The organism is Microbulbifer maximicatervae (SeqCode) (assembly GCF_052467695.1).
Map to the genome: position 1 here is coordinate 3,648,223 of NZ_CP174320.1, position 16,901 is coordinate 3,665,123.

18 protein-coding genes are annotated in these 16,901 nt (G+C 45.9%); 11 read left to right on the forward strand and 7 right to left on the reverse strand.

The window, feature by feature from the left end; all coding sequences use genetic code 11:
- Positions 1 to 135 precede the first annotated feature (135 nt).
- The gene (locus ACJJI8_RS16090; RefSeq protein ID WP_444932987.1) at positions 136 to 882 is read left to right on the forward strand and encodes a putative adhesin; all 747 of its coding nucleotides are present in this window, start codon (positions 136 to 138) and stop codon (positions 880 to 882) included.
- 220 nt (positions 883 to 1,102) lie between these two features.
- Positions 1,103 to 1,615 carry a DUF2059 domain-containing protein gene (locus ACJJI8_RS16095; RefSeq protein WP_444932988.1) on the forward strand — a complete coding sequence of 171 codons (513 nt, stop codon included), beginning with the start codon at positions 1,103 to 1,105 and terminating at the stop codon, positions 1,613 to 1,615.
- A gap of 95 nt (positions 1,616 to 1,710) precedes the next feature.
- Here ACJJI8_RS16095 and pcp read toward each other — a convergent pair whose 3' ends face one another.
- Positions 1,711 to 2,379: a pyroglutamyl-peptidase I gene (gene pcp, locus ACJJI8_RS16100; protein ID WP_444913559.1), complete on the reverse strand. Its 669-nt coding sequence runs from the start codon at positions 2,377 to 2,379 to the stop codon at positions 1,711 to 1,713.
- Between the two features lie 95 nt (positions 2,380 to 2,474).
- Positions 2,475 to 2,894, reverse strand: a complete 420-nt coding sequence (locus tag ACJJI8_RS16105) for an ester cyclase (RefSeq protein WP_444932989.1) — start codon at positions 2,892 to 2,894, stop codon at positions 2,475 to 2,477.
- 277 nt (positions 2,895 to 3,171) lie between these two features.
- Here ACJJI8_RS16105 and ACJJI8_RS16110 point away from each other — a divergent pair, with 277 nt between their 5' ends.
- The 3 genes from ACJJI8_RS16110 to ACJJI8_RS16120 all read left to right on the forward strand — a co-directional run bounded on the left by ACJJI8_RS16110 (position 3,172) and on the right by ACJJI8_RS16120 (position 8,399).
- A complete protein-coding gene (locus ACJJI8_RS16110) occupies positions 3,172 to 4,539 on the forward strand; it encodes an efflux RND transporter periplasmic adaptor subunit (protein ID WP_444932990.1) in 1,368 nt (455 codons plus the stop codon).
- On the forward strand, positions 4,536 to 7,661 hold the full coding sequence (locus ACJJI8_RS16115; RefSeq protein ID WP_444932991.1) for an efflux RND transporter permease subunit: 3,126 nt from the start codon (positions 4,536 to 4,538) through the stop codon (positions 7,659 to 7,661). The genes ACJJI8_RS16110 and ACJJI8_RS16115 overlap by 4 nt, the downstream gene beginning before the upstream one ends.
- Before the next feature lie 291 nt (positions 7,662 to 7,952).
- Positions 7,953 to 8,399: a GNAT family N-acetyltransferase gene (locus ACJJI8_RS16120; RefSeq protein ID WP_444932992.1), complete on the forward strand. Its 447-nt coding sequence runs from the start codon at positions 7,953 to 7,955 to the stop codon at positions 8,397 to 8,399.
- Between the two features lie 28 nt (positions 8,400 to 8,427).
- On the opposite strand, the gene ACJJI8_RS16125 is transcribed toward ACJJI8_RS16120, so the two are convergent.
- Entirely contained in the window at positions 8,428 to 9,300 is an 873-nt protein-coding gene (locus ACJJI8_RS16125; protein ID WP_444935173.1) for a LysR family transcriptional regulator, read from the reverse strand.
- Between the two features lie 141 nt (positions 9,301 to 9,441).
- Between ACJJI8_RS16125 and ACJJI8_RS16130 the strand changes: the two genes are divergently transcribed.
- On the forward strand, positions 9,442 to 10,383 hold the full coding sequence (locus ACJJI8_RS16130; RefSeq protein ID WP_444932993.1) for a peptidyl-alpha-hydroxyglycine alpha-amidating lyase family protein: 942 nt from the start codon (positions 9,442 to 9,444) through the stop codon (positions 10,381 to 10,383).
- 31 nt (positions 10,384 to 10,414) lie between these two features.
- Positions 10,415 to 10,771, forward strand: coding sequence for a 5-carboxymethyl-2-hydroxymuconate Delta-isomerase (locus ACJJI8_RS16135; protein ID WP_444932994.1), 357 nt, complete (start codon positions 10,415 to 10,417; stop codon positions 10,769 to 10,771).
- A 111-nt stretch (positions 10,772 to 10,882) separates the two neighbouring features.
- Here ACJJI8_RS16135 and ACJJI8_RS16140 read toward each other — a convergent pair whose 3' ends face one another.
- On the reverse strand, positions 10,883 to 11,647 hold the full coding sequence (locus ACJJI8_RS16140) for an SDR family NAD(P)-dependent oxidoreductase (protein ID WP_444932995.1): 765 nt from the start codon (positions 11,645 to 11,647) through the stop codon (positions 10,883 to 10,885).
- 139 nt (positions 11,648 to 11,786) lie between these two features.
- Here ACJJI8_RS16140 and ACJJI8_RS16145 point away from each other — a divergent pair, with 139 nt between their 5' ends.
- Positions 11,787 to 12,707, forward strand: a complete 921-nt coding sequence (locus ACJJI8_RS16145; RefSeq protein WP_444932996.1) for a LysR family transcriptional regulator — start codon at positions 11,787 to 11,789, stop codon at positions 12,705 to 12,707.
- A gap of 19 nt (positions 12,708 to 12,726) precedes the next feature.
- On the opposite strand, the gene ACJJI8_RS16150 is transcribed toward ACJJI8_RS16145, so the two are convergent.
- On the reverse strand, positions 12,727 to 12,879 hold the full coding sequence (locus ACJJI8_RS16150) for a hypothetical protein (protein WP_444932997.1): 153 nt from the start codon (positions 12,877 to 12,879) through the stop codon (positions 12,727 to 12,729).
- 72 nt (positions 12,880 to 12,951) lie between these two features.
- Positions 12,952 to 13,650, reverse strand: coding sequence for a hypothetical protein (locus ACJJI8_RS16155; RefSeq protein ID WP_444932998.1), 699 nt, complete (start codon positions 13,648 to 13,650; stop codon positions 12,952 to 12,954).
- A gap of 164 nt (positions 13,651 to 13,814) precedes the next feature.
- On the opposite strand from ACJJI8_RS16155, the gene ACJJI8_RS16160 reads away from it, so the two are divergent.
- From ACJJI8_RS16160 to ACJJI8_RS16170, 3 genes are all read left to right on the forward strand, one after another.
- Complete coding sequence (locus ACJJI8_RS16160; RefSeq protein WP_444932999.1) at positions 13,815 to 14,690, forward strand: metallophosphoesterase; 876 nt, start codon at positions 13,815 to 13,817, stop codon at positions 14,688 to 14,690.
- 8 nt (positions 14,691 to 14,698) lie between these two features.
- On the forward strand, positions 14,699 to 15,133 hold the full coding sequence (locus ACJJI8_RS16165; protein WP_444933000.1) for a metallophosphoesterase family protein: 435 nt from the start codon (positions 14,699 to 14,701) through the stop codon (positions 15,131 to 15,133).
- A gap of 243 nt (positions 15,134 to 15,376) precedes the next feature.
- On the forward strand, positions 15,377 to 16,090 hold the full coding sequence (locus ACJJI8_RS16170; RefSeq protein ID WP_444933001.1) for an ion transporter: 714 nt from the start codon (positions 15,377 to 15,379) through the stop codon (positions 16,088 to 16,090).
- Positions 16,091 to 16,144: 54 nt separating this feature from the next.
- Here the strand turns inward: ACJJI8_RS16170 and ACJJI8_RS16175 are convergent, their stop codons facing one another.
- Entirely contained in the window at positions 16,145 to 16,753 is a 609-nt protein-coding gene (locus ACJJI8_RS16175; protein WP_444933002.1) for an OsmC-related (seleno)protein, read from the reverse strand.
- Positions 16,754 to 16,901: the final 148 nt, after the last annotated feature.

A 16,901-nucleotide genomic window follows, 5' to 3' on the forward strand; every position in this document is an offset into this window, starting at 1 on the left:
TCCTGTAGCTATTGAAAGCTATTTTTGATTAAAAAACGCATATTTTAAACATTTACTTTGGCTGTTGGGTGGAATACGATTTTTCTCGAGATAATTCTATTTGTTAACTTAGGCTTTGAAAGCTGGGGAGGGTTTATGCCTGCAAAGGAGTTTATCAGTAATGTCAAAAGTGCTTTAAAGGATTATTTTGGTAATAAGGCAACAGCGCTTTGGCATACCTTTGATGATTCTGAAGTGGCGGTGGCAGGGAACTATCAGTGTATAGATCTTGATGGTCGTGCTTGGTTGTGGACTCCTCGTGGAATGACAACGAACCGGTTAATTGTAACTGCTCACGGGTATCGCAGAACTACATCCAGTTTCAAAATAGAGCACAATGTTAACCTGCATTTTTACTCGCGTGATAAATTCAGTGTGAATGATCCTGGACTTGGGAGGTTTTATGATCGGGGGGCCAATTCTGTTGAAGATTTAGGTTTAAATGATACTTGTTTTAACTACATCCTGACGAAGTATACCAGTAGCGCTACTAATAGACACAATACTAACAATGAAACTTATACTTCGATTAATGCGATTATGTCTCACAATGATAGTGATAGTCGAAGACGCAGAATTCAGAATGCTAATAATATCGGAATGGTTGCCAAGGCAAATAGCATTCAGTCCTTTCAGCCGCCCAGTATTCTAACCATAAGAAATAGACAGTTTATGGCAGCTGTAAACCTGAAGTGGGTTTTGGATACCTTGGCGAAAAAGGGGCATCACTTTAATGACATTGATTGTCTCTTCTGTAGAAATACTCTTTGGACTGGCACGGTAGCTGTGATGTCGGGTCTATCTGGAGGGGACAAATATAGTGATGATGTTGCTATAAATTAGTAGTACTAGAAGGGTTTGATTTATAGTGTCGATATAGCCTTTTTTTGTGCGGCAAGAGCATTTATTGATCTACTTGGTACTTTGAAATATCTCGTTGATATTTCCTTCTTTTCTGGATCTGCAGGTTGATTGCATAAAAGTTACTAGTAGGGTTAATATGACCTTACTTTCTTCGTCGAAAGTAAGGTTTATATTTATAGAATAAAATTAGGACGATTTAATGAAGAAGTTGTTGTTGGGCGTTGTTTTAAGCATTTTTTCATCTGGGGTGCTGGCAGAAGATAGTAAACGAGAAAGTGTTGAAGAGCTGCTGGAAGCCTCAAATGCTGAGGCTATGGTCGATACGATTTATGCGCAAATGGATCAGATGTTTGTAGGTATGTCTGGTCAGTTGGGAGTAAAGCCTTCAGAGCGGGAGCTTTTTGATCAGCATATGAAAAAAGTTGTAGCTTTAATGAAGGATGAAATGAATTGGGAGAAAATTAAGGAGCCAATGATTGATGTTTATCTGAAGCATTACTCCGAAGAAGAGGTTCAAGATATGCTGGCATTCTTCCGTACTGAAACTGGCCAGTCGATGCTGGTTAAAATGCCTGCGGTGATGAATGACTCAATGGCTATTTCGCAGCAGATGGTGCAAAGTTTTATGCCAAAGCTGAGGGAGCTTTCTCTAGCCTTTAAGGCGGATTTAGAAGAACAAAGAGGCGCTGTGAGTGAGACAGTACAAAATTGATACTTCAACGTTCTCTAGTGGCTTATAAAAGTGGGGCCCTAGAGAACCAGTGAGGGGAACCCCCTCACTTTATACCCCTAAACAGTTCAATTTGATTAGATTTGTAAGTGAGAAGGGATCGGATCGTCAGTGTCCCGCGGGTTAGCTAGTGCGGCTTCAATGGCAGCCTGTATCCCAAGGGCGGCAGTTTCTTTTGACATGCTGGGATTGCCGATATTTTCGGGTAGTGCGGCAATCTGGGGTAGCTGAGGAAGGTGTATCCAGCCGGCGGGGATATTTAGTTGATTAGTCGCGATATAGTGAAGCGCGCCATACATCATATGGTTGCAACAAAAAGTACCCGCAGTATCAGAAATGTCGGCAGGAATACCAATATTGCGCATTGCCATAACCATTGCGCGGATAGGGAGTGTGCTGTGATAAGCGACAGGACCATTTTGTACAGTCGGCTCACCCTGCATTTCAACTCCCCGGTTATCTTTCAGGTTATATCTGGTGGAGTCATTATAATTTTGTGCAATTCTCTCAGCCGTAATGATTGCACGGCCACTGTACTCTCCTAACATCACCACTAATTGCGGTTCTATTTCTTCAATAGCATCTGTGACAACTTCAATGCTTTCAAAGAAATTGTTGGGTATCAAAAGACCATGAATATCACCATTGGCTATTCGTGTTCCGTCCAGCATACGCATAACTGACTCAGCTGGATTTATCGGTGTGTTACCAAAGGGCTCAAAGCCAGTCAATAAAACTTTTGCCATAGAGATATTATCGTAAATAGATACAGAAAGATTGATATATTGTTAGTTGTCAAAGGTAGCGTTGTGCAGGCTACCTTTGACTGGTTCGTGGTCGGCTATTCAACTAAACCTAATTGCTCCAGGAAAGTGTATTTATCCCAGTCCACCCAGCTTTCCACCATTTTTCCATCTTTATATCTATCGGTATGCACGCCAGTCCAACTGCTGGTTTTTCCTGTTGCGTCATACTGTAGGAATTTTCCCGTATGGGTGGCGGTTATCCTCCAGCGGGTGCAGACGTAATCTCCCTCAGAAATTTGCAGCAGAATTTCTAACTTTGTATTGGAGAATCCCTGGTGAAAATCTGCGACAAGTTGCTGCCATCCTTGTACTGTTAGCGCTGAAGTGTCGCCTCCAGCATAAGGCATTTGGTGGTTTTTATAATCCGGTGATAAATAATCTGTCGCTTTGTCGGGGAAGTTGTCCCCCCACAATTCCAGTATCGCTTTTGATGTCTCTTTGTGATTGTTCGTCATTTTTGTCCCACTGTCAGTTAGGTCGGAATTTGGTAGCCCAAGCATAGTTCAGTGAATTTAAGGGGGGAGTGAATCGAAGTGGGATTGAATTCAATATTGATAGTCGATTGATATGAGTTGGCGCAGATTACATGATAAATAAATATATTGAGTAACTACTTTAAGCTTTATAGGGTGTTGTGCGTTCTGCGAACTTTAATAGAGTATTCAACTGCTGGGTTTTAGTGGCACTAGGCTTTTTAAGGTCTGGTTCGGCCAGTTCTTTATGGGTAAAACTATGACAAGTAGCGCAATCAAAGCCTTACTAAAGCGTCGTCGAATGCTACCCGTTTTGATACTTGGTGGAATTTTAATGGCTGTGTCGCTGGTGGCCAGTCGACAGAAACCACAAAGATACGAAGGGCAAGTTCCGGAGCTGCTGGTGGAAGCTATCGAAGTGAAGCGAATGCCTATTCGAGCTGAAACTGTTGCTTTTGGAGAGGTGATGCCGAGCCTTACCCTTGAGGCAAACTCTGAAGTTGGTGGTCGTGTGGTTTCAGTGTCGGCTGATTTGGAACCTGGCGCAATAATATCTGCCGGGGCACCAATCCTAAATATTGACGAAACCAGCTATCAATTGGCCGTTGCTCAAGCGGAGAGTGACCTGGCTGTTTATCGCGCAAAATTGCAAGAACTGGAGGTTGAAAAGGCTAATAGACAGCTTTCGTTGGAAATAGCTCAGAGGACACTGGAATTAGGGGAACAGGAATTACAGCGAAAAGAGCAGTTGGCGGTTAAGGGGATTGTTTCTCGCTCAGCGGCTGATGCGGAGGAGCAACGGGTATTGAAGTTGCGACAAGAAGTTGAACTTCAAAAGGGTAATCTCTCCCTATTTCCCACTCGTAGGCAGGTGATAAAGGCCCAGATAAGTCGTGCTGAAGCGCTGCTTGGTGAAAGTCGCTACCAGTTATCGCGAACCCGGATAAGCCTGCCCTATAACGTGCGGATCGGTGATGTCTATGTGGAGGCTGGCCAGTCTGTTGCCCATGGGACTCGGCTTTTTGTCGCTTATGGTATGGATCAGGTGGAGGTTTCAGCCGAACTGACGATGGCTCAAATAGTGCCTCTTTTTCGGAGTATTGAATCTCCCAGTGATCAAACTCTCTCGCCTGACGACTTCTCAGATGCCTTATTGGGATTGGAGGCCAGGGTTGGGCTGGTAGGTGGTATTAAACCGGTGGAATGGCGGGGCAGGGTAGTGAGAGTTGGAGGTACCATGGATACCACAAGCAGAACTCTATCCGTAGTGGTTGCAGTGGATAACCCTTATCGAAATATAGTAGCCGAGGGTCGGCCGCCCCTATTTCGTGGTATGTATGCCCGGATTAAGCTTGTTGCACCTCCTTCGCCAGCTTTGGTTATCCCTCGCAGAGCCATGCATGAAGGGCGGGTCTACTTGGCTGAAAATAATCAATTGAAGATTCGCACCATAACGGTGGACTACTACCTGGGTGATCTAGCTGTTATCCGCTCTGGCTTGGTGCCTGGAGATCAGGTGATAACTACTGATGTTATCCCAGCAATCAGCGGGACGGCAGTATCTGTCATCGATGTCAAAAAGGGAGTTTCAGACCTGGCCGTGGCAGCAGAGGAAGTTGGCGAGTGATTCGCTTTTTTGCGATCCACCCAACTGCTGCCAATTTGCTTATGGTGGGTTTAATGCTGGCTGGCTTTTTCGTATTGCCGACGATGAAGCGAGAGACTATGCCGGAAATCGACAAGTTCGAAGTACAAGTCTCAGTATTTTATCCTGGTGCAGCTACCGCTGAGGTCGAAGACAGTATCTGCCTCCCCCTCGAAGAGGCAACGGATGGCATCCCATTTATTGATGAGCGCCGTTGTGAAGCTGCAGACAATCTTGGCGTGATGAAACTGAAAATGCAGGAAGCAGGTGATATGGGGCAGTTTCTTGCCGACATTGAATCTGCAGTAGATGCGATAGACTCCCTTCCTGCTGAGAGCGAAAGGCCAGTAATAGAAGAGCTGGGACGTACCCAGCCGGTGGTGAGTGTTGCCCTAAGCGCAGATTTGCCTTTGATCCAGCTCAACCAATTGGCCGAGCACTATCGCCGAGAGTTACTTCGTCATCCGCTGGTGCCCATTGTCAAAATTTCCGGTTTTTCAGACCATCAATTGCAAGTGGAAATTTCAGATTACAATTTGCGACAGTATGGACTGAGTGTTGCCGATCTTGCCGCAATTATCGATAAGCAGGCAATTGATATGCCCGCCGGTAAGGTAACTGCACCTGATCGGGAGTATCAGGTTCGTTTTACCGAAAAGCGGCGCACCGCAGCTGAGCTTGAAGCACTTATTGTTGTAAAAGGGGTGGCTGGCGCAGAGGTGCGCTTGGGCGATATTGCCACTATCCACGACAGTTTTGAAAAGGAGGAGGACAAAATCACTTTTGATGGGCAGCGAGCCGCATTGCTTGTTGTTCAGAAAAACAGCGTGGATGACAGTTTGAGGGTGTTGGAAGCGGTTCGCGAATTTGTCCAGGCGGAAAATGCCCGTTTACCGGAAGAAATGCGGTTGATTCTTACTCAGGATAGCGCCTCAATTGTTGCTGATCGTTTAAGGATGATTATTACCAACGCCTGGCAAGGGCTTATTCTTGTTGCGCTGACCCTTTATTTGTTTTTTAGCGGGCGATATGTGTTTTGGGTGGTGATGGGCTTGCCCGTTTCATTTCTCGGCGCCTTTGCTGTGATTACTGCTTTGGGTATATCCATCAATATGATCAGCTTGGTGGGGCTGCTGATTGCAATTGGCATCTTGATGGATGATGCCATTGTGCTTTCGGAAAGTATCGCCACCGAATACCGAGATGGCCGTACACCTCTTCAGGCGGTGGTTATCGGAACCAAGCGTGTTGCAAGGGGGGTTATCTCCTCATTTGTTACTACCGTGATCGTTTTTTCTGGATTAGCTTTTATCAAAGGGGACATGGGGCAGGTCCTCAAAGTTTTGCCAGTTGTTTTGATCTCTGTACTAGTGGTTAGCCTGATTGAAGCCTTTCTTATTCTCCCCGCCCATTTGCGTCATGCCCTTTCGCACAAGGAAAACCCATCAGCCTGGAAAGTCGCTTTTGCTCAGCGATTTGAGTTGTGGAGAGAGTATGTCGGGCGTGTCGCTGATAAAGCGGTTGAATACAGATATGCTTTTGTCGGCGGCGTAGTGGGACTATTTTTTGTTACGGTGAGTTTACTTCCTGCGGGGTTAGTTAAATTCCAAGGGTTTCCTACATTGGAGGGAGATTTACTACAGGCCCGAATTCTAATGCCCCAAGGAACCTCCCTCGTAGAAATGGAAAAGCTGGTGGCGTATCAGAAGAAGGCCCTGTATTTAGCTGCTGGAAACCTCTCAGGGAAAGAGGTAGCGCCACTTATCGAGCACATTAGTGTTACTTACGGTGTGAATGGCGATGCTTTTGAGAGTGGAGCTCATGTAGCCACAATAAATGTCGACCTACTGGCTGCAGAGGTTCGCCATACAAGTATCAGTGAGTTACGTCAGGCCTGGAGTAAGGCTGCTGGCGATATACCTGGTGCGATCGCGATTTTGTATAAGGAGCCATCGCCTGGTCCAGCTGGACGAGCTATTTACCTTCGCTTGGCCGGGCTGGATATTGATCAGCTAAAAGGAATATCTATACGTCTACAAAACTGGCTGCGCAGTTACGAAGGAGTGGTGAATGTACTGGATGACCTGCGTCCTGGTAAGCCACAGCTGACGGTCCGAATGCGGGAGGGGGTTTATGCTTCTGGTATTGATGCCAGTGTTGTGGCCACTCAATTGAGAGCTGCCTATCAGGGCACAGAGATTGATGAAGTGCAGTATCAGGGAGAGACTTACGAAATTCGTGTTCGAATGGATGAGCCATCTCGCAGTGCGCTGTCACGATTTGACGAGCTTGTCATTATCCACCCTGAGACAAGGCAGCGTGTACCCTTGATGGCAATTGCCGATATTGAAATGCACCGGGACTATGCGCGTATCCAGAGAATAAATGGTGAGCGTGTTGTTACGGTCTTTGCAGATGTTTTTACAGAGAGGGCCAATGCCAGTGAAATCCTGCTGGATACCCAACAGAACTTTTTTGCACCATTGGAGCAGGAATTTCCGGGCCTAAGGGTAACCATGAAGGGAGAGATTGAAAATAGTCTCATTACAGGTCTATCGATGGGTAAGGCCTTGTTGATCGGGGCAATAGGAATCTATTTACTACTGTCGCTTCAATTTCGTAGTTATACCGAACCTGTAATTGTGATGATGGCGATTCCCCTGGCTTTAATAGGTGTAGTCTGGGGACATATTATTATGGGGCAGAATATGACGATGCCCAGCATGATGGGATTTGTCTCTCTCACTGGAATTGTGGTGAATGATTCAATCCTGTTAGTAGAGTTTGTGAAGCTTCGCGTCCGAAAGGGAATGGACGTTCACACGGCGGCAAGTCAAGCCAGTCGCGACCGGTTCAGGGCTATTTTTCTTACCTCACTGACAACAGTAGCCGGCTTGCTGCCACTGATGTTCGAAACCAGTCTTCAAGCCCAGATACTGATTCCACTGGTAACCAGTATTGTATTTGGGATAAGTAGTTCAACCGTTTTGATTCTGTTAGTCCTGCCAGCCCTTTATGGCATTCTCAAGGACTTTGGCTTAACTGAGCGAATTCAGGAGCCGCTAGACCGATTACCTGAAGATATCGCCGCTTCTACGACTTAAATAATCTTAATTGTTGAAGTGAAAAAGTAGCTGGAATGAGTGGTAGAAGAAGGAAGATAAAGAGAAAGCAGTGGTAATACTTTGAGCTCCGGGAAGAATTATTCATCAATTCTTAATTAGCGCACTTGTACGAGTATCCAACATAGGGTTTCGGAGTTGTTTTAAGTAGTCGAATGTTTCATGTACGTCACGGAATAAGTAGCGAATAGTCCTTGTTGTCCCCTTTACTTCAATTGATAATCAGGAAGATAAATTTGAACTTGCCTTCTTTTGTACAGATTCACGCTCAAAATGATTAGAAAATACAATGAAAATGACTATCCACGTGTGCTGGATATATATGCCCGTTCAAAACTCGATGAGCTACGGTTTGAAAACCGGAGTTTCAATCTGCTGCCGCTGGATAAAGATCAAAAACGTTTGGCCCAGCTGATGGAGTCGGATATTTATGTGTACGAAAAAGGTGATGTTCTTGGCTATGGTGCGCGGTATAAGAATGAGATTCGTGCACTGTTTGTGCATCCTTCGTTTAGAGGTCAGGGGGTAGGGCGGGAGTTGCTGGAGTACCTGTTAGGGGAAATCAGTGGCGCTGTACACCTGCAGGTTGCCAAGACCAACGACCCGGTGAAAAACCTGTATCGCAAATATGGCTTTGTGGTGACCAGGGAGCTGCAAACTACCTACAGCGGGGTCCCAGTACTTGCCAATGAGATGGTTCGCCCCCCCAGCGCCAACTAAATACACAAACACCTATGCTACAGGAGTGTCAGCAGGCGTTGTTCTGAAAACATTCCTCCAGAGATCTCCAAAAGGCATCCAGCTTGGCGGAGGCGGCTCTTCTCTGCTGATACACCGCAAAAAGTGGCCTGCTTGATTGCTGCCAATCCGGCAGAACCTGAACCAAGTTACCCGCCGTCATATCCCGCTCTACCAAATAATCGTAAAGGCAAGCTATACCGGCGCCAGACAGGGCTGCTTGGTAGAGGGAATAGTAGTTATTACTTGAAAAGTAGGGCTTGGGGGCAATCGTGATCGATTCCTGCCCCTTTTGAAAAGTCCAGGAAAGTGGATCGCGGCTGTACTTGTAACACAGTAGTTGGAATTTATTGAGTTGGTCCGGGGAGGAAAAAGACTTAATCCTTGCCAGGTATTCGGGAGATGCTACCAGGAGCCGATCGTGCCGGCCGATTTGATGAGAGTAGAGTGTTGACTGGGGCTGCGCAGGTTGGGAGCGCAATGCCAGGTCAAACCCTTCACCGGTAAGATCCCGAAGCTGATCATCCAGAATCAGATCCAAACGGATATCTGGGTGCTCAGTTGTAAACTTCGGGAGCCTAGGTGCCAGCCAGAACTGCCCCAGAGCCGTTGGGGCGGTAATCCGCAGCAGTCCAGAGGGCTGCCCCTTGGAGCTGGTTAGGCGCTCTTCCACTTCCCTTAGATCATTAAGGACGCGCTCTGTGGTTTCCAGGTAGTCCCGCCCCGCATCCGTAAGGCTTTGGGATCGGGTAGTACGGTGAATTAGCCGAGTACCCAGTCGCTGCTCTAGCTGTTGGATGGCCTTGCTCACAGCGGACACCGTGGACCCCAATTCCCGAGCAGCACGGGTAAATGACCCCAATCGCGCCACCGTAGTGAACACCTGAATTAAGTGGAACCGGTCCAGAGGAACCTCCAATACTTTCCTGGCAGGAAAAAGTGAATATCAAATTTATGCTATTAACGCATTTATAGGAAAAAGTCACAATATCTTGGCAGATTGACAAGTTAAGAAGGGTTTCTGATGAGAGTGATTGTATTGCTATGCCTGATTTTGGTTCCCAGCGCCTTTACGCTGGCCGAGGCACCGCCAAACAGCCAGCCATTTCACGTCAAGGGGGGTGATTTTAAGTTGCCAGTGGGTTGGCACTTTGGGGAGGTTGCGGGGGTGGTCCGCAGGGAGAATGGCCACTTTGTTGTGTTTCACCGAGGGTCTCATTCGCTGTTGGAGTTTGATGGACAGCGGCGCTTTGTTCGCGAAATCGGCGCGGGACTGTTTGAAAATCCGCATGGTCTTCGTATAGACCATAAGGGCAATATTTGGACTACCGATACTGCCACGCACCTGGTATTGAAATTTGCACCTGATGGCGAAGTAGCCATGGTATTGGGGAAGCGAGGAGCAGCCAGTGAAGGCTGGTTTGATCGCGACTACAACTTGGTGCTGTTCGATCAGCCCCAAGATGTTGCGGTGGATAGAAATGGATTTATTTATGTGGTGGATAAAGGCAACAGCCGTATCGTAAAGCTGGATAAGAATGGCCTTTTGGTAACCACCTGGGGTGGTCAGGGGGAGGCCCCTGGAGAGTTTAATTTCCCTCACTCCATTGTGATTGATTCTGAGGGGCAGTTATATATTGCCGATCGTGAAAATCGCCGGGTACAGATCTTTGATTCAAAGGGTAAATATTTAACTCAATGGAGTGGAATAGGTTACCCCTATGTCCTGTTTCTCAAAGGTGATGCTTTGTGGATGACAGATGCACGGGCCGAGGAAGTGCGACAGTACGACCTGTCTGGTGATCTCAAGATGCGCTATCAGGGCCAGCCTGGGCGGGGACAGAAGCAATTTGGCTTTGTACATGGGATCTATGTGGATGACGACGGACTTTGGGTGTCCCATATCTTGAATTGGACCATCAATCGCTTACTGCCAGCGGATACACTACCCGCTCCGGTCATGTAGCTTTTCTTTCAAAATTCACCTGGGAGTATTTATGCCTCACTGTGTTATCCAGTATCCTTCTAACCTATTTGAGTCGGTAGATGTTGATAGCTTACTGACTTCTATCCATGCCGCTGCAGATCAGTCTGCACTCTTTGAGTCGGGGGATATTAAAGTTCGTTTGTTACCTGTCGAGCACTATTTGGTTGGACCTGAACCAGCACCGTTTGTACACCTGGAATGCAGTCTGCTTTCTGGTAGAAGTATTGAGCAGCGACAAAGCTTGGCTCGTTTACTAGCCAAGGCCCTGTGTGAAGCCGTGCCCGATGTGGAGATGGTTTCTGTAGAGGTCCGCGAGATTGTGCGAGCTACATATTGTAATCGCGCTGCATTGGAGCTTGCAGTGTAGCTTATTTCCCGTGTTTAAGAGTGCCGGGGTGAACTACAAGAAAGCTTCGGCAAAAGGTACTCATTCGCACAAGTGGAGGGCTTGGCCCCCACTTGTGCACTTTCAAGCCGGTTAGAGGCAGTAGCCCCCATCAACCTTCAGGTGTGCATTTCGCATACCGACTGAGTGATCTGTGGCCAGGTAGTGGATTGCTGGCACTATGTCATCTACCTCAAGTGCCCGGCCCAGTGGCGTTACCATCATACTCTCTGTGAGATTTTGAATGTCTGATTGGCTCATGCCGGCTTTTTCCTGGATTTCGGTCAGTGTGACTCCAGGGCGTACGCTATTTATACGAATACCCCTCACCGCTAACTCTGCATTCAGGACCTGGGCATAACCTTCAATGGCAGACTTACTCGCGCTATAAGCGGAAGTTCCCGAGAAGGTTTTCTCTACGGCAATACTTGAAAGCAAAACCACGCTGGAGGGGTTATTCATCACCGGTAGTAATTTTTGCAGCGTGAAAAAAGGTCCCTTCACATTGATATCAAAAGTGTGATCGAAGAGGGCTTCATCGGTTTCCTCAAATATCCCAGGTTTGAAAATACCGGCATTCAAGATAAGGGCATCCAGTTTAACCTCATCGTTTTGCAGTTTGTTTCCCAGTTGATCAATTTGGTCGAGTTTTCCGCTATCACATAGGTGGCAGGTCAGCTGGCCGCCACTCCCAAAGAGTCCCCCGATGTCCTCGGCTGTTTGTTCCAGTTTTTCTGCATTTCGGCCCGTGATGATGACTTGCCAGCCCTCAGATAAAAAGTGCTTAGCTGTTGCAAGTCCAATACCGGCAGTGCCACCAGTGATTGCGATGGTTTTTGTTTTCTGCTGGTGTCCCATAGATCCTCTCTTGCGATTGTAATGGTGCAATGAATGGCAGTTGCCAAGATTAGGCTTAGGAGGATATGTTGTTAGACTGGTATCAATAAGGCACCGTTAGGGCAACACTTTGGTTCTATTTTGGAAACAATGAGACAGAATGCAGCATCTACATCAATACTTGGGACATTTGTACGTCTTCCGGTTGGTCATTGAGCAAGGCAGTTTTCAGGGGGCTGCTAATCAGCTGGGCTTACCTCGCTCATCAGTCAGCAAGAAGCTGGCACAGCTGGAGGGGTTTGTTGATCAGCGTCTATTGCACAGAAGTACGCGGCAATTGCGCCTTACGGATGCCGGTGCTGCTTTGTTGGAAGCAACGGAGACTATGGCTCAGCTAATGAGCAATACCGAACACCTGATCCTCTCCCATCAGGATGAAGCTGTTGGTAGAGTTAAGATAAGTTGCTCTACCTTAATGGGGCAGCGGTACTTATTGCCATCCATACCATTACTAAAGCAACGCTACCCAAAAATTACTTTTCAAGTGAACTTAAGCGATAGGGTTGTGAACTTACTGGATGAAGGCGTTGATATTGCCATTCGCACTGGGCACTTGCCGGACTCTTCATTGGTAGCGCGCCGAATAGGTGAAAAGCGTTGGGGGTGGTTTGCCAGCCCGGATTATTTGGCTAGTTGGGGTGAGCCTAATTCTCCAGATCATTTAAGCCAGCATCAATGCTTAGTGTTTAGTAACCAAACAACAACCATTGACCACTGGCACTTTTCTAACGATGGTAACGAAATAAAGACTGTTGCCATTGATCCGGCGATGGTAGTCGATGATGGCCGTACATTGGTTGAATTAGCTACAATGGGTCAAGGTATAGTTATGATTGATCCTCTTCTGGTGCGCAGGGAATTAGCGGAGGGCAAGTTGATGCCTATCTTTCAGCAATGGAGAAGCCCTGAGCTGCAACCGATCCATCTAGTGTGCTTGGGAAGGTCTATAAGAAGTAAAGCGGTAGAGGTAGCTTGGCAGGCATTGGTTGAGGGCTTGCAGAGGGATTTAATTCAGCCTTAAAAGCAAATATGGCAGGGTTTTACGTATCATCTCTTTTTTTCTTTTGAATTTCCTGAAGCTTCTTTCTTTTTAATTCTCTTTTCTCTTGGTAGTAGCGCTTGTCGACATATCTAAGCAGTAGCCATAAGACAAGCGCAGCAACAATGCCAATCAGGTATCCTTTCCCGTACATACTATGTGCGCCCCGCTGCTGGCCAGATTGATACTCTGTTCAACCAATCTGGTCTTTTTAGAAAACTGGTTATTAGTAGGCAAAATAGGGCAGGTAGGAACTCCAGTCGGTCCATACGAGCTGCTGGACAGTTCTGTTCACACCATTGGTTTGCATGTAAAAGTTCCACTGGCCAGTTTCCTTAACACCTATTACGTTTTTATTTTGCAGATTAATGGCCGCAAAGTTTGATTGAATCAAAATGTAACGATTAGGGTCCAGGCCGCCAACTTTAGAGGCATCGATTAGCTGAGTGACGTCTGTTCGTAAGTAGCTTCTCTGCGTGCTGGCAAATACGCTGAGAGGCGTATTATTGATAATAGTTTGATTTACCTGGTTGTAACTATTAAAGGGATGGGGTTGCAAGTGTCCCATAGAGAGCTGACCACCACCCCAGTCAAGAATGATTAAGCTACAGCCAGTTTGACGCTCGGTTACCCAAAAATCCGCATTTGCCGTATTGGGCCGTAATAGCGCGGTATACCGATTCACAGAACTGTGCCCTCGTGTTGGGGTTGTGAGAGCCTGAATATAGATTCTACTGTCGTTATTTGGTGCTCCTGGGCCGATATTGATATTTCCCAAGTTGAGTGAGAATGGAACTCGAGCCAGCTGCGTTTGATGTCCAGGTTGGAGGCCGACTTGCAACCGATAATTTTGTAGTGCAGTTTGCGGGTCAGCTTTCAGTTCTCTCAATGCATTACGCGAATTTAGTTGATCTTGCAGCGGCATAGTTTTGAACTCCATTTCATTTATGCTTGGCATAATACCGCATATTTTTGGCTGTTTTCACAGTATTTTTCTTTTCAAATTTACTCGACTTGTATTTGGCTGGTAGAGAGTTTCTATCGAATTAATTTGTACTGAGGTGCAGGTTAAATTTTGCCATGAGTTGAATGATTTTGACTCAGAAAATCTTTGTCTTGATAATGTTCGAATTGATTCAGGTTATGTTAAAGGTTTTTTTTGTGGTCGGAACGGTTGTTAAGCGAGATATCACCTTATTTTTCGTCATATTTATTTTTGGGGCAGCAGGTATAACCTACCTGCTAAGTGGTAGTGAGGTTATTAAAACTACAGGACAAGTCTTTCAAGGGATTAAGATTTCTATTGGTGATTCGGTTATTAGATGGCGTGCCGACTTGAGTAGAATTGCTGAAAACCCGCTTCTAGAAAGGATGCAGGGGCCGGTGATCATTCAAAGCACAGATGGTTATATTTCACGGTGGTTCTGTGACGATAAAGTTAAAGAGCAGAGGTTCCTTTCTAAGGAAATTGTATTGGAATGTGGGGGCGATCAAAGAACTTATTCTTTGAGGGGTGGTGAGGTTGAGTTTGTCCCCTATGATGGGGTAAGCCCTATTGCTGTGGTGAGTGACTTGGAAGGAGATCTAGACTTCTTTAAAAATTGGGCGAGAAACCTGGGTATTATTGATGCCGATGGAAAATGGACTTATGGCTCAGGCCAATTAGTGATTGTAGGTGATGTCTTTGACCGGGGGCGATATGTTTATGATTTGCTCTGGTTTATCTATCATCTTGAGGAGCAAGCGGCCAATAGTGGTGGAGCTGTACATCTTCTACTAGGAAATCATGAACAGTATGCATTTACTTATAGAATTAAATCTGTAGAGGCTGAACACTTATGGGCTATAGAGCAGTTGAGGCCATATGATCAAGCTTTGGCAGAAGATACAGTTTTAGGAGCTTGGCTAAGGAGTAAAGATGTAATACTGAAGCTTGATCAGTACTTTTTACCCATGGAGGTATAAGCCCTCAGGTGCTCAAGCAGGGGCTGAGCACCAGCGAATTTAATGATGCCCATAGAGCCTATTTAACAGAGGCCAAGATAGATAATAGCCTGTTAGTTGGGCCACACTCTCCAACGCAATATCGTGGCTATGCCTATGCGATGGATCAATATCCGGAGGCCGATCAGCAGTTAGTTAATGCTACTATGGAGCACTTTGACGTAAGCTATATTGTGGTAGGTCATAGCCATCAGGAAGAATTGGCTTCCAAGTTCCAGGGTAAGGTGTACTTGGTGGATAGCACTTTGTATGTACCAAAAGCACTGGTCTTTGAGTCGGGTAAACCAGTAATTCGTAATACTGGCGTAGTGCGTAAAAGTTTTATTGACAAAGATACAAAGGAAGAGCCATTTGATGTTCTAAATACTGTACATTGGATGGCTTTTTTGGGGATATTTTTGTAAGTATGCCTGTATAAAAAAAGAGCATTTGAGGTCGTTGTTGGGAGCTGAAATAGAGTGTTTAGACCGACTTTTTGGTATTGGCATGTTTCAACTCCATTAAGCAAATTGCCTCTCTAATCATGATTTTTATTGTTTGGTGTATCGCTTATAACTTACAAAATGATAAAGCCAAACATGTATGTACATTAGTAGGTGGTGTTAAAATACGGTATATATTCAATATGATACGAGCTGGGTGATTGTGTGGAGCAGGGTATTAGAAAGCTGGTTGATAATTATGAGAGCAAAGAGGGGCGATTTTTTTCCATATTTATTCAGTGTCTGATAGTTGTATCGCTAATTTCTTTTTCTGTGGGTACTATCCCTGATTTAACACCAGAACAGAGAGCTGTATTGGATCACTTCGAATTGTTCTCAGTGATTGTGTTTACTTTGGAATATATATGTCGCGTGTACGCGGCGAGAAATAGACTGGGCTTTATCTTCAGTTTTTATGGTTTGATTGATCTTATGGCGTTCTTGCCATTTTATATAGCTTCGGGAATGGATTTAAGGGCGCTTAGAATTGTTCGCTTATTTCAAGTGTTTAGGGTTTTAAAGCTGTTGCGCTACAGTAAGGCAGTTGCTCGATTTAGCCGTGCATTTCGTATGGTTAAAGAGGAGCTGGTATTGTTTGGAGTAACAGCTCTGATCTTGCTTTATTTGTCATCTGTAGGTATCTATTATTTTGAGAGCGCTGCTCAGCCGGAACAATTTAAATCTATCTTTCACAGTTTGTGGTGGGCAGTTACAACCTTAACCACTGTGGGTTATGGTGACATGTATCCAGTTACTCTCGGTGGGAGAATATTTACTTTCTTTGTGCTTTTGATTGGTTTGGGGGTGGTTGCAATTCCGACAGGTCTTGTCGCTTCTGCCTTATCTAAAGCCCGGATTGAGGATGTAGAAAACGATTAGTAACAAGCGCTATTAGGCTATGGCCTCTTCATCTGTGAGGCCATCCCAGGGTATTTAATTGAACTCAATCGCTTTACTATTGATAAAGAGCTGGGTATCAACGGGTGTAGCACTGGAAACGGTTTGAAGTGACATACAGGCCTGTCGGCAACAATGCATAAATTTTACAAGTTTTTCTTCTGGCTCATCACTTTCAACAATCAAATGTATTTCCACTCTATCCCCCTTGCCAAAGACTTCTTCCGGTTTGATACCCCCAAAATTCAAAGTGGTTGAGAACTCAGTTTTTTGCTCTAGCCTTACACTTTTTAATTTGATCCCGCCAAGTTTAGCCAGCATTTCGATGTGAGACATCATGCAAAGGGCTAGCCCAGCAGAGAAGTACATAATTGGAGATGGGGCGCTGCCTCTACCGCCAACGGCTGTGCCTTCATCACAGATAAGCTCCCATGTTCCACCATTAGGAACGTTGGAAAATATGGTGGCTTTTTTTAGGTGATGCCCCTCAGGCATTTGTTCGACATTAATGTGAGCGTGAAACTTCAGCAGCTCGCCTTGTTTCACCTTATCGAGGTGAGGGGGAGGGAAGGTTACTTGGTGCGCATTCTCGTCCAACTTGCGAACGATGGTAGAACTCGACATTTCCCATTGAATTGGGTCCATTTCGAGGCTCCTCTGTTTTTGTGTCTCGACTGGAGGGTCGAGTAGAGTTGATTTGTGCACCCCTGCGGAGTTGGGTGGCAACAGCTTTAACAAAGGAGGTTAGGGTGAGAAGGGCTATATCCCCACTTGTGCCTTAAGAGTACTGGCT

Coding starts and splice junctions, on each gene's coding strand:
- ACJJI8_RS16090 (WP_444932987.1), top strand. CDS start 136: ATGCCTGCAAAGGAGTTTATCAGTAATGTCAAAAGTGCTTTAAAGGAT.
- ACJJI8_RS16095 (WP_444932988.1), top strand. CDS start 1,103: ATGAAGAAGTTGTTGTTGGGCGTTGTTTTAAGCATTTTTTCATCTGGG.
- pcp (WP_444913559.1), bottom strand. CDS start 2,379: ATGGCAAAAGTTTTATTGACTGGCTTTGAGCCCTTTGGTAACACACCG.
- ACJJI8_RS16105 (WP_444932989.1), bottom strand. CDS start 2,894: ATGACGAACAATCACAAAGAGACATCAAAAGCGATACTGGAATTGTGG.
- ACJJI8_RS16110 (WP_444932990.1), top strand. CDS start 3,172: ATGACAAGTAGCGCAATCAAAGCCTTACTAAAGCGTCGTCGAATGCTA.
- ACJJI8_RS16120 (WP_444932992.1), top strand. CDS start 7,953: ATGATTAGAAAATACAATGAAAATGACTATCCACGTGTGCTGGATATA.
- ACJJI8_RS16130 (WP_444932993.1), top strand. CDS start 9,442: ATGAGAGTGATTGTATTGCTATGCCTGATTTTGGTTCCCAGCGCCTTT.
- ACJJI8_RS16135 (WP_444932994.1), top strand. CDS start 10,415: ATGCCTCACTGTGTTATCCAGTATCCTTCTAACCTATTTGAGTCGGTA.
- ACJJI8_RS16140 (WP_444932995.1), bottom strand. CDS start 11,647: ATGGGACACCAGCAGAAAACAAAAACCATCGCAATCACTGGTGGCACT.
- ACJJI8_RS16145 (WP_444932996.1), top strand. CDS start 11,787: ATGCAGCATCTACATCAATACTTGGGACATTTGTACGTCTTCCGGTTG.
- ACJJI8_RS16150 (WP_444932997.1), bottom strand. CDS start 12,879: ATGTACGGGAAAGGATACCTGATTGGCATTGTTGCTGCGCTTGTCTTA.
- ACJJI8_RS16155 (WP_444932998.1), bottom strand. CDS start 13,650: ATGCCGCTGCAAGATCAACTAAATTCGCGTAATGCATTGAGAGAACTG.
- ACJJI8_RS16160 (WP_444932999.1), top strand. CDS start 13,815: ATGATTTTGACTCAGAAAATCTTTGTCTTGATAATGTTCGAATTGATT.
- ACJJI8_RS16175 (WP_444933002.1), bottom strand. CDS start 16,753: ATGGACCCAATTCAATGGGAAATGTCGAGTTCTACCATCGTTCGCAAG.